The following is a 12,969-nucleotide window of genomic DNA, read 5'->3' as shown; positions in this document are numbered from 1 at the left end:
AAATTAGGTTGGGGTTTAGGAATGAGTGGGTGGCTCATTTCTATGGTGCTAATACTACCGGCAAAGTTTGACGAAAATGTGATGGTTACTTTGTCATTTTGTAAAGTTTACCGCTTAAGCAACACAGTTCGTCAGGTGACTAAGCCTGTTCGGCAACCAGAGTAGGCTGGTGCAATGCCAATTTCAAAGCATCGCCTAATGCCTTGATACCGGTGTCGATCTGATCCAAAGTCGGGCCGGTGAAGTTGAGCCTGGCGCCGTTGACCTGTGCGGAGGTTGCGTATAGATTGGCCGATGGTACATAGGAGATATTGTTTTCCGGCAATAGATGCTGCTTCATGAAGGCACCCATGTCAAAACCAGCCGGCATGGTGAGCCATAGGAAGAAGCCACCGTCAGGATTGTTGAAGTGGGCTTCAGCCGGCATATAGCGGGTCATGGCGGCGACCATCGCATCCTTCTTCTCACGGTAGCGATCTTGAATCTGCTTGATGTGCGCATCCAGATCGTTTTCTTCCATGTAATCATTGATGCCGTGCATGGTAAGGTTGCTGGATTCCAGGTCACTGCCGCCTTTTAACGCGATTAGCTCTTTCAAAAGCTTTGGCGCAGCAACTAACCAGCCCATTCGCAAGCTAGGTGAGAGGATCTTGCTGAAGCTGCCGAGATAGATGACCCGACCTTCTGTATCCAGGGACTTGATGGTCGGCAGTGGCTTGCCGTCGTAGCGAAGATCACGGTAAGGATTGTCTTCGAGGATCATCACGTCGTATTGATTGGCAAGGCGAATCATGGCCTTCCGCTTGGCAAGCGACATCACGATGCCGGTTGGATTTTGAAAATCCGGTACCGTGTAGATGAACTTGACGGAGCGGCTCATCAAAACTCGTTGCAGAGCATTGATGTCAATGCCGTCGTCCTGCATCGGCACTTCGTAGTAAGTTGGCTGATAAGCATTAAATGCAGCCAAGGCGCCTAAGTAGGTTGGGGCTTCAACCACTAGGCCGTCGCCAGGATCAAGCATTAACCGCGCGACCAGATCGATACCTTGCTGGGCACCTTGCGTCATCATGATATCGGTAGCACGTGTCGGCATACCGGTGGCTCGCAGCCGCGCCGCAATCTTTTCCCGTAATGGCAGGTAGCCTTGAGTGCTGGCGTATTGCAGCAATTCGGTATCGCCGCTGGTAAAACTGTGCTTAAAAGCGCGGTTGAGCTGCTGAGTCGGGAACAGGCTGCGATCCGGATAACCGCCGGCAAAGGAAATCACATTCGGGCCGGAAGCCGCGAACAGATCCTCTAAGCCTGATTTACCGGTTTTTTGTGTACGTTTTGCGAATTTCATGATGAAAATCCCCCTTTGGTATCGATGCAAAAAGCGGCGCGATACCTTCGTCGCGCTGGTTCAAAAATCCGATCAACGCTTTCTTATTGACACTAGTGTAAAACGGCTCGTATGATTGAGTAAAGCTCAACTATTTCAGGCTAAGTTGAATATTGTTCACGTTAAAAAGAACGAACACGCTTGGTGACTGATGTGACGGGATTTGTTTCGCTGAAGTGACAAGCGCTGTCACTTCAGCTTCGCGGTGAAAGGGAAGAAAAAATATCATGGGTAATTTTTCGTATGAGGTTTTTAGCAAGGTCGTTGAACGCGGCACACTGGCGCAAGCGGCGGCGGAATTAAATGTCACACCGAGTGCGGTCAGCCACAGCATCAGCCAACTGGAAAGCGAGCTAGGCTTTCCGCTGCTGATTCGCAATCGCACCGGCGTGACCCTAACCGAAGACGGTGCGCAGGTGTTGCCGATTATTCAAAGTATTCAAAATCTTGAGGAGCAACTGTCACAGGTTGCCGATAACATCAATGGCGTCAATACCGGGCGCATTCGCATCGGCGCGTTTTCATCGGTGTCCACGAATTGGCTGCCCACGATTATTCAACGGTTTAAGAAGCGGTATCCGCACATTGAAATCAGCGTGGTTCAAGGCACCTTCAATCGCATTGTGGATGCCGTGCGATTGGGAACGGCTGATCTGGGGTTTTCATCACTGCCGGTTGGCCCGGGGGTGGTCGTGGAGCCGTTGTTGAAAGATCCGATTTACTGTATCACGCCGAAAAGCTTCAAGCCCAAGAATGGTAAAACGGTGACGCAGGCGGATGTCGAAAAGCGGAACTTCATTCTTCAACAAATTGACTATGACCGCGACACCAAGCGCGCTTTGGACCGCTATCATGTGTCGACAAACACCATCAACTACTCAATCGATGACCAAAGTATTTTATCAATGGTTGAGTCGGGCTTGGGACTTGGCATTTTACCCAAACTGGCCTTGCAGAAGCTGGTGGGGGATGTTAATGTTTATCCGTTTTCTGAACCATTTTCCCGGACGCTATGTTTGGCGATTAATCCGACCATTAAAAAATCACCTTCCGTCCAAAAAATGCAGCAGGTGATTAACGGGTTCTTGGCGGAGACCTATGGAGAAGCTTTTTTAGGCCGTCAAGGGTAAAATGATCAGGAGCGATCATCGAGCCGATCCATGGTTTGGTTTAATGCCTCATCAACGCGATTATTGTTGCGATTGGTGGCGTGGCCCTTCACTTTATGAAACGTCACGTGATCAAAGCGGCTAACTTGATGCAACAGTGCCTGCCATAGCTCCGCGTTTTTAACCGGCTTGCCGTGGTTGCGCCAGCCGTTTTGCTGCCACTTGACCCACCAGCGCTGTTGCATGGTGTTGATCACGTATGCAGAATCGGAGTAAACGTCGACTGGAATGTCCGTGCGCTTGATCGCTTTTAATCCTTGAATCACCGCCATAATTTCCATATAATTATTGGTTCGGCCGTAATCGCCTTCAGAGAGCATTTTCTCATGCTCCCCATAGATCAGTAACGCCGCCCACGCGCTTTTATCGGTGGGACGGACTGAGCCGCCAGCGTGATTGCCGGTGTTGCGATTACCGCCGTCTGTATAAAGTACAATTGATTCAGCCATCTTGTCCTCGCTTTCTAACTACCTATTGTAGGGGAACGGGTTGCAGATGGCTATCCTTGATCGCTTTCGAAAAATGATTGAAAAGAGGCTGCTGCATGAATCGTTATCTTATCGCACTGGATTTGGATGGTACGACCTTGAACGCTGATGGTCAGTTGAGCGCTGGCACGATCGCTGTTTTGCAGGCGGCGCAGGCAGCAGGCCATTTGGTGGTCATTGCTACCGGCCGCCCGGATGCGATTTCCGAACAATTTTATGATGCTTTGAAACTGCAAGGGCCGATGATTAACTTCAACGGTGCCTTGATTCACATGCCGCACCGCCACTGGCAGTATGAAAAGGAAGTTACGATTCCGATTCCGGTTGCCTTGTCCTTGCGCCAGTTGAAGCAAGAGTTTGCGTTCAAGGTCATGGTGGCAGAAGGCAAGCGCTTGTTGGTGGCGGATCGGCCATACGCCAACATCCCGTTTTTACCGGATCGCCTGCATCCTGATGCCTTGTTGGATGAGCAGGGGTTGCGGCAGGCGCCGATTTCGGTCACCATGTTTATGGAAGCCAAGATCTTCAAGCCGGTTGCCGCACAGGTCGCGGCATTGTATCCGCATCTGGCCGCCAAAACCTGGGGTGCCTGGAGCGGAGAGTACACGGCGCTGGAAGTCACTAGCCGCAATACGAGTAAATCCCGGGCATTGGCTTATGTGGCGGGATGTTACGGCATTGATCAGTCGCATATTATTGCGTTTGGCGACGATATGAATGATTTGGACATGCTGCAATTTGCCGGTCATGGGGTGGCTATGAAAAATGCGCGTCCGGCCATTCTAGCAGCAGCCGACGCGCATACGCCAACCGATAACGAACACGATGGCGTTGCGGATTATTTAGCAGATTACCTGAAACTGGCTTAGGGACAAGTCAACGATGAAAAAAACGCGTTCGCCGGCGCAGGAGCCTGCGTATAAGGACCTTGGTCGCAATGGCCAAAAACCAGCCATCACGCCCAAGGCCACTTATACTCCGGCTCCTGAACGCGCCGGCTCACGCTCACAGAAATTAGGGGATTATTATCATGACAACGCTTTATCTTGTCCGTCACGGGCAAACCGAATTTAATGTTCAAAAACGGGTTCAGGGAATGGCTGATTCTGCCTTAACTCCCAAAGGCATTGCAGATGCCAAAGCATTGGGATTGGGGTTTAAGACAGCAGATATTCGATTTGATGCAGCATTTGCGAGTGATTTGACCCGCGCGATCGACACGGCGCATTTTATTTTAAGTGGACTAGGTGAACCGTTGCCGGTCACAACGCTGATGGGCTTACGTGAAGAAAATTATGGCAAGTTTGAAGGGCAACTGGCGAATGATTTTTCATTGGCGACCATGGGTGTTGCCAATTTTCACAAAGCCTTGGCCAATCGCGAAATTACCTTGGCGCAAACGGCTGATGCGGCGTTTGCGGCTAATATGGATCAACATCCGAATACTGCCGAGACGAATCGCATGGTTCAAGAACGGCTCAATCGGACTTTGCGCGCAATTGCCGTGGAAGCCGAGACAAAAGATTGGCAGCGCGTTTTGGTGGTGACCCACGGAACCGCTGCGTTGATGTGGTTGAATTACATCCACTACAACATTGATGGGCGGGAAATGCTCGACAATGCCAGTGTGACCAAATTATCGTGGACTAACGAGCGTTTTCGGGTCACCGATTTTAATGACTTAGGCTTCCTGCATCAAGGGCAGAAAGTGGCGGGGGAAGCCAGCGCTTAATGCAGTTTAATCTGGTCTTGCCAGAAAATGCCGTCGATGGCGATTAGGCACAGCGCCGCGCCGGCCAAAGCATAGGTGCCGATATAGTGGGTGAGGATGCTGGTGATACCAGCGCCAGCCGCAAAACTCAGGATAATGGTACCGATCACAGCTGCGGATTCGCGGCTTTTTTGCTGGCCGCGAATGAAGCCATCATAGAGATTCTGAGCAGCTGTCCGGAGATTGCCGGTCATCATTAATGAAGTAAACGGTCCACCCCGTAATCGGCGGAACTCCTGAAGTTGGGCGGCAGCAATGAGCGAGACCATAGCGCTGGCGACTAAGTCAGGTAACCAGCGACCTAGCAGACTGACAAGCAAAATTAACCCAATTTCGTACTGAACGATCCAGCGTTGTTCGCTTAAGGGATGTTGGCGCTTATCGGCTTGCAGCTGAATGGCCCGTGCCGCCATCGTGCCGAACATGAAGGCCAGAATCGGTACGACATAGCGAATCGCCGTATACCATTGTGCCTGACTAAGATGCACACCTAATAGAATGACATTCCCGGTCTGCAAGCCAGCAAAAACTTCGCCATGCAGCAAATAGGTAAACGCATCAAAGCTACCAGCAGCGCCGGTAAGCAACGTGCCGATTAATAGACTTTCGTGGATGGGTTGATCTTTGGTTTGCATATGGATTGCCGCCTTTTAATGATAATGTGTGAACCGCGCCACTTATTGTACCCAAATTCGCCATCTTGACAACGAAAATGCCTCGGCAGTCAAGATAGCTACAAGTCGTTTAAACACCTAAGTTAAGTTTTAGCTATTAAAAACCCCGGCTAGCCTAGTTTGCGGGCTGCCGGGGGTAGTTTGTTCTATTGGGATGCGACTAAGTAAACAATAACAACCGGCATGGCCACAGCGTTAGTAAGTCATGCTTGGCTGATCGTTATCGGATGATTATTTTTTCTGATCCTCGGCTGATTCTGGTGGGAATGCCAAGACAGTGCCGCCGCCAAGGTTTTTAGTCATGGCGTGGAAATTTGTTACAATTTTAAAATTCAGCTCCGAAGCATTCTGTCGGTCTTGCTCTGCATAGTCAGTAATGGTCAGTAGCGCAGAGTTTTCGTAAACTTTTTCGATTTTCCCGGTGAAAGGAGCTTCCATGTCTTCCTTAACTTGACAAACAACAGCGTCTCCGAGATGTAATTTTTCTTTTTCCATAATGCCTCCAGCCTTTCAAAAATTTCCAACATAAGTGGCATATTATAACATTCGTTCTCCAATAGCAAGGTACTAGAGGCGGAAAGTTTCAAAATCCTAAAAATATTTCTTGATTTTTTGAAAATGACCGCGCCGCCAGCAGAGGGCTTTTCAAAAACGGCCTAAAAGTGGTTATAATGGAATAAAATAGAAAGGACGAAATTAGTCATGGCAGCTAGCAACACAACAATCGATCAATTGAATGAAGCGGCACAACAAACCGCATTGGAAACTTTTGCAAAATTTTACCTTAACCGGTTCTTTGGAGCGGGGTTAGACGTTTTCTCCCAGCTTGATAAGCAAGGTGATTTGGCCGATATTAACCATTATCTCCTCGATAACCGTACCTTAACGCGGGAGGAATTGACGAGCGGCTTGTTGACGCATCGGTCAGGTAATCTGCTGGATCTTCTGAAGCAGGTTAAGGTTAAGTACAATGCACAAGGCGCTCCGGAAACACCATGGCAAGAATGGTATGCTGCGCAGATTGATAAGCTGCCGCAGGGACTTTAAGCAACGGTTGCGATAAGCGTTTGGTTTAAGCGATTACCGGAAGCGTATTTGAAATGATTGATAGATGAGTGTTAAAGAGAATCGGTCATAGAAACTTGTGATGTTTCTATGGCCGATTTCATATAAGGGTTTGTTCACGATAACGCGTTCACCGGCGCAGGAGCCTCCGTGTAAGGACCTTGGTCGCAATGGTCAAAGCCCGACCATCACGCCCAAGGCCGCTTACACTTCGACTCCTAAGCGCGCCGGTTCACGCTCACTCAAAAGAAAGGATCGATTATGGCCAAATACTTAATCGTAAGTGATATTGACGGGACGTTAACGGCCAATCATCATGATGTCACAGCAAACACAGCTCAGGCATTGGAAAATGCGGTGGCGGCGGGCGCAGCTTTTTATGTTGCGACCGGGCGCATGCATGCGCTGGCGGAAGTTGTCGCCAAACAGTTTCAGCCCGACGCCAGCATTATTGCTTCTAATGGTGCCGTGTATGATTTTTCCGGTGAACGGGTGCATCATACACTTGGTGAAGAAGCATTGACGGCAGTTGAAGAAGTCAGTTCCGATCTGAATCTGAACGCTTTGTACTTTAGCGATGATACCGTTTATTTCACCGGAACACTGCCACCCGCCATTGAAGCAGCCGCCCGCAAGTTTGCGCCTAAATCGGTTGAAATTAAGGTGGTCGGCGTTCCATCGATAAAGGAACTGTTGCCCCACGCCGCGGTGATCACGAATGGCATTATCTTTGGACCCAATGATACGAAAGCTTTGGATGCTGGAAAAACGGCCTTGGAGGCGCGTGATGTTTTGCATGTCTCGGCCTCAGAACATACGAACCTGGAATTAATTCCCAAGCATGTCGATAAAGCCAATGCTGTGCGCGAATTACAGGAAAAGACCGGCATTGCGCCGGACCACACGATTGCTTTTGGCGACGGCCTTAATGATTTAGGGATGTTGCAGGCCGCTGGTGTGAGTGTGGCCATGGGCAATGCCGTGCCCGAAGTCAAGCGCGTTGCCCGATACGTGACCGACACCAATGTCGATGACGGCGTGGCGCACTTTTTGACGGAATTTTTTGAAAAATAAATTTTTATGGAGAAAACAGGGTTTCCAGTTGCTTGTTTGTTGAACGTTTGCCACGATAGAGATGGTAAATGTTGTAACGTTTTTATTTTGTAACTGTCTGCCATTAGCGCGTTCGCCGGCGCAGAAGTCGGCTTACGCTCACTATAACGCGTTCGCCAGCCCAGAAACCTGCGTGTAAGGACCTTGGTCGCAATGGTCAAAGCCCGACCATCACGCCCAAGGCCACTTACACTCCGGTTTCTAACCGGGCTGGCTCACGCTCACTGACAACTAAGGGGGCTTTGTTCATGTATCATGCAGCGACTGATCGTTATGCTAAGATGCCGGTTCGTCATGCCGGTAAGACAGGGTTGATATTGCCGGCAATTTCTTTAGGATTGTGGCAGCATTATGGCAATCTGGATCCGTTTGATTCGCGGCGTTCGGTGATTCTGGATGCGTTTGATCATGGTGTTTTTCATTTTGATGTTGCCAATCATTATGGTAACGGCGATGTTGATCCGGGATACGGGTCGAGCGAAACGCTGTTGGGACAGATTCTGGCAACTGATTTGAAGGATTATCGTGATGAACTGGTGATTAGCACGAAGGTCGGCTATGAAATCCACCCAGGCCCATATGGCATCGGCACTTCACGCAAAGCCGTCATTCAAGGACTGAATGATTCCCTCAAACGGTTGCGTCTGGATTATGTCGACATTTATTATGCACATCGTTTCGATGACACGGTGGCGTTGGAAGAGACCGTCAATGCGCTTGATCAAACCGTACGGGATGGCAAGGCCTTGTATATCGGCATTTCCAATTATGATACGGAGCAGACCAAAGAGGCCATTGCGATGTTTAAAGACCTGCATACCCCGTTTGTCTTGAACCAGTTCAGTTACAACATGTTCAATCGCGAGGCAGAAACTTCCGGCCTGACGGATGCCTTGAAGGCGAATGGCGCCGGGTTGATTGCGTATGGTCCATTGTCAGAAGGGTTATTGTCCGATCGTTATTTGAACGGCATTCCGGATAGCTTCCAGATCCATCGCACCAACAAAGGTACTTTTGCGAAAGGCAAGGATGCTGTGGTTAAAAAGCTCAACGATCTGAACGAGATTGCCCAAGGACGTGGCCAGACATTGTCCCAGATGGCGTTGGCATGGCTCTTGCGTGATCCGGTTGTTACCAGCGTGATTATCGGCACGACCTCGGTTGAGCATCTCGAGGATAACCTCAAGGCAACAGAACATCTGACGTTCACGGCTGAAGAGGTTCAGCAAATTGATGATATTTTGAACGCATAAGGCGCAATCGTTTCGCGCTGGATATAAAAAATCGGCTCTAGAGATGATCTCCGGAGCCGATTTTGTTTGTTCTCATTTAACCTGAAAAGCCGCCAGATGTGCCGCTAAGTATTTGGCGGTTTCGCCGTGGCCTTGGCGAGCGATGGCTTGCGGTGTGCCGGCTGCCATGACTTGGCCGCCTTCAGCGCCGCCTTTTGGTCCTAAGTCCAAAACGTAATCGGCGTTGGCAATAACATCTAGGTCGTGTTCAATGGCAATGACGGTTGCGCCGGTTTTTAAAAGGCGCTGGAAAACTGCCACCAATGTTTGAACATCAAGGGGGTGTAGCCCAACGGAAGGTTCATCGAAGACGAATAGCGTGTCTTTTTGGGAACGGCCCATGTGTGCGACCAGCTTGAGTCGTTGCGCCTCACCACCGGATAGTGTCGGCGTGCTTTCGCCTAAATGCAGGTAGCCCAGCCCCATGTCGTGGAGCGTCTGCAAGGTATGGGCGATTGCCGGTTCATCCTTGAATACCTTGAGCGCTGTATCCACGTCAAGATCCAGCAGGTCGGCAATGCTGCGGTCGTGCCACTTGATTTTCAAGACCTCGGGATTGTAGCGGCGACCATGACAGGTAGGGCAGGTTTGCTGCATATCCGGCAAATACTGAATGTCCAGATTGATCACACCGGTACCGCCACAAGTGGGGCAGGCACCCGCCTTGACGTTATAGGAGAAGTGACTGCTGGTATAATGCTTGGCTTTGGCGTCTGGCAAAGCTGCGAACAGATGACGCAGGTGATCGAGAATGTCAGTGTAAGTGGCAACGGTTGAACGCACATTTTTGCCAACCGGTGTGGCGTCAATGGCGACCACATGCCGAATGCCGCCGTTTTTGAGATCGCGGACAAAAGTCGGACCCGGCTGATCTTTTGTTGCCGACAATGCCGGGACTAACGCATCGAAAATGAGCGTCGACTTGCCAGCGCCGGAGAAGCCAGATACGGCGGAGAAGCAATTAATCGGGAAGCCAACATGCAAGTTGTGCAGGTTGAAGCGATCCGTCACGGTCAACTGCAATTGTTCGGCCTTGGCAACCGCTTCGGCGCCAACTTGCGGGCGGACGATGAGCTTGGTTTTGCCGGTTAAAAATGGGGCAATTAACGAATGCGGATTGCGACTAACGGTGGCGGGATCCCCCTGATCGAGGATGCGTCCCCCGTCAACGCCGGCACCCGGGCCGATTTCGACGATTTGATCCGCTGCGTTGATGATCGCCGTGTTGTGATCCACGACCACCAGTGAGTTGCCTTGATCAACCAAGCCGTGCATCACTTCCAATAAACCGGCAACATTGGCGGCATGCAACCCGATAGAAGGTTCGTCGAGGACATATAGAACGCCGGTCGTTTCGGTGCGTAGTGTTCGACTGAGCTGGATCCGTTGCAATTCACCGGTGGACAGTGATGCGGCGGCCCGGCTTAAGGTCAGGTAGCTCAGGCCCAAATCCATGATCGGCTTAAGCAACTGCGTCAACTCTTTTATGATGTCGTGAGCCAACGCCTGCATATTTTCCGGCAGCCACTGGTAGATTTTCGGGATAAAAGCGGACAGCTGCGTCAGGGTCATGTCGCTGACTTGCGCGATATTTTGATCAACCAAAAGTTGTGACAACAATTTCGGCGCAAACCGGCTGCCATGACAGGTCGGGCAAACGCCGAACTCATAGAACCGATTCAGACGCTGAATCGCGCGTTCGTTCTTGGTAGTGGCTAAAGAATCTTCGACCGCATTGAAGGCATTTTCGTATTGTGCGTGGTCCATGTGGAAAACTCTGCCTGTTTTGCTGGGGATATTAATGGCGTATTTTTTCCGTTGACCATGCCAAACCTGTTCCTGTTGGTCTTTGGGAAGATCCTGGAAAGGGGTATCGATGTCAATGCCGATTGCCTGGGCAACGTATGGCATGAAGTTACGTCCGGGCAGCCGCCATGAGGCAACGGCGCCTTGGCGAATCGTCAGCGTTTGGTCGGGGATGAGGCGATTGGCTGCCAGCGTTCGCGCTTGACCCGTGCCGCCACAGGTTGGGCATGCGCCAGTCGAATTGAAGGCAAAATCCTCTGCCGCAAAGGCCATGAAGTGAATCCCGCAAGTCGGACAGGTAATCATGCCCATCCCGCTTTCGCCATCATTTGGCAGATCCATGGCCTTGGCAATATCAAGTGTCGGCGGAACGCGGTGACCATTTGGACAAACCGGTGAGCCGAGACGGGAAAACATCAGGCGGATCACATTTAAGGCTTCCGTGGCGGTGCCAACGGTTGAGCGAATGCCAGGCACAACCGGCCGCTGTCTGAGGGCGATCGCACTGGGAATATGCTTGACCGAATCAGCCGCCGCCGGACTTGTCTGCCCTAACCGCCGGCGCGTATAAGTCGACAAAGCGCTCATATACCGCCGCATGCCTTCCGCGTACAAAACGCCCATCGCCAGCGAACTTTTACCGGAGCCTGAACGACCGGTAATCGCCACGAGTTTGTTTAAGGGGATATCCACGTTAAGGTGTTTCAAGTTATTGACGTAAGCACCGCGAACACTGATATGATCTGGAATTGCCATCGAATCAGCTCCTTTGCCGGAATTAGTAAACTGTTTAATGTTGAGTGATATGTCACTATGGGTTTATTGTAACGCAGTTGAGAAAATACGAAAAAAGCCTCACGCGAGCACTGCGCAAGGCGGATTCGGATTGCCAAACGTGACCGATTGGCTTATTCTTCGACTGCGACGCCGGTGGCCTGGCTGAGCAGTTTGATGAGCTTAAGGTATTTCTTTTCACCCAATTCGTTGTACAGGCGCTCAAGGTTCCCCATGTATTCAGGCCCCAGATCCTCGACAGCGGCTTGTCCCGTTTCGCTGAGGACGAGTTTAAAGCTGCGGTAGTCGTCCAGGTCAGGCTGCTTGTCAAGCAACCCGCGGTCAAGCAACGGCCCACTGGCTTTGGTGATGGCAGCTTTGGTGACATGCATCTCCTTGGCCAGACTTGTCGGTGTTTTCGGTGTCAGGTCCGTTGCCATCCAGAATAGCAGATTTTGCTGATTCAACGGGATGTCCGAAGATGACACTGGTGAGAAAAGTCGATGAAATTGGTTAACCGATTGACTCGCCGACAAACAATGCTTTTTCATTTTAAAGTTCCCCCTTTTACATAACCTCTTTATACTTTAAGTATGAACTCTCGAGGTTAAGCCATGCAACAAATAGGGTAGCTTATCGGTTAATTAGTTCAGGTAATCACATTTGAAAGATTGGAAGGTACGTTACATGATTGATTGGCAGGCGTTGACAGCCTATGCGCGCTCCGTTTCCGCACAGGATCATAGCGGTCACGGATTCGACCATATTGAGCGGGTGATCGCGATGGCAAAGCGGTTAGTCGCCGAAACTCCAAGCGTTGACTCGGCCGTCGTTGTCGCGGCAGCCACGATGCATGACACTTATGACGACAAACTGGTTAACGATGTCGCCGCAGCGAGGTCGGCTGCGCGTCATGCGATGGCAGCAGCCGGTTTGACGGACGAACAGATTCAAGCAATTATCGCAATTATTGACCACATGTCCTTTAAAGCCAATTTAGGGAAGCGCCAGCCTTTGTCCATAGAAGGTCAGCTGGTACAGGACGCGGACCGATTAGATGCTATTGGGGCAATCGGCATCGGCCGCGCCTTTATGTACGGTGGCGCACATGGTGGTCGCATGTATGATCCAGCGCTGGCACCGCGAACAGCATTAACCCCAAGTAGCTATCGCACGAAAGAAAGCACCATCATCAATCACTTTTATGAGAAGTTGCTGAAGCTGAAAGATCAATTGAATACCTCGGCGGCTAAGCAACTCGCAGAACATCGGCAGCAGGTTATGGAAGACTTTTTGACGGAGTTTAAGGCCGAGTGGGGCGGCGAGCGATGAGAAAAGGGGCACTGACGGCTGTGTTGAGTGAATTTTGTTACTGGCGAGAGTCGGGAAAATGAGCAACGATTGTTATTATGAGAATTCGATGCTATTATTTG

General features: G+C 50.6%; 13 protein-coding genes. 7 read left to right on the top strand and 6 right to left on the bottom strand.

Annotation, left to right across the window (positions count from 1 at the left end):
* Nucleotides 1-139: 139 nt before the first annotated feature.
* Complete coding sequence (locus LACSTY_RS12870; protein ID WP_087912916.1) at nt 140-1,345, bottom strand: aminotransferase-like domain-containing protein; 1,206 nt, start codon at nt 1,343-1,345, stop codon at nt 140-142.
* Nucleotides 1,346-1,611: 266 nt separating this feature from the next.
* Here LACSTY_RS12870 and LACSTY_RS12865 point away from each other — a divergent pair, with 266 nt between their 5' ends.
* Nucleotides 1,612-2,514, top strand: a complete 903-nt coding sequence (locus LACSTY_RS12865; protein ID WP_087912915.1) for a LysR family transcriptional regulator — start codon at nt 1,612-1,614, stop codon at nt 2,512-2,514.
* 5 nt (nt 2,515-2,519) lie between these two features.
* On the opposite strand, the gene LACSTY_RS12860 is transcribed toward LACSTY_RS12865, so the two are convergent.
* Nucleotides 2,520-3,002, bottom strand: coding sequence for a ribonuclease H family protein (locus tag LACSTY_RS12860; protein WP_087912914.1), 483 nt, complete (start codon nt 3,000-3,002; stop codon nt 2,520-2,522).
* Nucleotides 3,003-3,097: 95 nt separating this feature from the next.
* On the opposite strand from LACSTY_RS12860, the gene LACSTY_RS12855 reads away from it, so the two are divergent.
* Nucleotides 3,098-3,910 (top strand): Cof-type HAD-IIB family hydrolase, encoded by an 813-nt coding sequence (locus LACSTY_RS12855; protein WP_087912913.1) that lies wholly within the window; start codon nt 3,098-3,100, stop codon nt 3,908-3,910.
* Nucleotides 3,911-4,071: 161 nt separating this feature from the next.
* On the top strand, nt 4,072-4,773 hold the full coding sequence (locus LACSTY_RS12850; protein ID WP_070651421.1) for a histidine phosphatase family protein: 702 nt from the start codon (nt 4,072-4,074) through the stop codon (nt 4,771-4,773).
* Here the strand turns inward: LACSTY_RS12850 and LACSTY_RS12845 are convergent.
* Together LACSTY_RS12845 and LACSTY_RS12840 are read right to left on the bottom strand one after the other, a co-directional pair.
* Nucleotides 4,770-5,447 carry a YoaK family protein gene (locus LACSTY_RS12845; protein WP_087912911.1) on the bottom strand — a complete coding sequence of 226 codons (678 nt, stop codon included), beginning with the start codon at nt 5,445-5,447 and terminating at the stop codon, nt 4,770-4,772. The genes LACSTY_RS12850 and LACSTY_RS12845 overlap by 4 nt on opposite strands.
* Nucleotides 5,448-5,717: 270 nt before the next feature.
* Nucleotides 5,718-5,981, bottom strand: a complete 264-nt coding sequence (locus LACSTY_RS12840; RefSeq protein ID WP_025013126.1) for a hypothetical protein — start codon at nt 5,979-5,981, stop codon at nt 5,718-5,720.
* A gap of 207 nt (nt 5,982-6,188) precedes the next feature.
* Between LACSTY_RS12840 and LACSTY_RS12835 the strand changes: the two genes are divergently transcribed.
* From LACSTY_RS12835 to LACSTY_RS12825, 3 genes are all read left to right on the top strand, one after another.
* Nucleotides 6,189-6,533, top strand: coding sequence for a hypothetical protein (locus tag LACSTY_RS12835; protein WP_010490885.1), 345 nt, complete (start codon nt 6,189-6,191; stop codon nt 6,531-6,533).
* 279 nt (nt 6,534-6,812) lie between these two features.
* Nucleotides 6,813-7,625, top strand: a complete 813-nt coding sequence (locus tag LACSTY_RS12830) for a Cof-type HAD-IIB family hydrolase (protein ID WP_087912909.1) — start codon at nt 6,813-6,815, stop codon at nt 7,623-7,625.
* Nucleotides 7,626-7,912: 287 nt separating this feature from the next.
* Complete coding sequence (locus LACSTY_RS12825) at nt 7,913-8,917, top strand: aldo/keto reductase (protein ID WP_087912908.1); 1,005 nt, start codon at nt 7,913-7,915, stop codon at nt 8,915-8,917.
* Between the two features lie 72 nt (nt 8,918-8,989).
* Here the strand turns inward: LACSTY_RS12825 and LACSTY_RS12820 are convergent, their stop codons facing one another.
* Entirely contained in the window at nt 8,990-11,518 is a 2,529-nt protein-coding gene (locus LACSTY_RS12820; RefSeq protein ID WP_087912907.1) for an excinuclease ABC subunit UvrA, read from the bottom strand.
* Between the two features lie 152 nt (nt 11,519-11,670).
* Entirely contained in the window at nt 11,671-12,087 is a 417-nt protein-coding gene (locus tag LACSTY_RS12815; protein ID WP_087912906.1) for a MarR family transcriptional regulator, read from the bottom strand.
* Nucleotides 12,088-12,223: 136 nt separating this feature from the next.
* Here LACSTY_RS12815 and LACSTY_RS12810 point away from each other — a divergent pair, with 136 nt between their 5' ends.
* Nucleotides 12,224-12,868, top strand: coding sequence for an HD domain-containing protein (locus LACSTY_RS12810; RefSeq protein WP_087912905.1), 645 nt, complete (start codon nt 12,224-12,226; stop codon nt 12,866-12,868).
* The last annotated feature ends 101 nt before the right edge of the window (nt 12,869-12,969 follow it).

The sequence above is a fragment of the Lacticaseibacillus styriensis genome, from assembly GCF_030770295.1.
In the GTDB taxonomy this organism is placed as follows: Bacteria; Bacillota; Bacilli; order Lactobacillales; family Lactobacillaceae; genus Lacticaseibacillus; species Lacticaseibacillus casei.
This window is presented reverse-complemented; position numbering and strand designations above follow the sequence as displayed.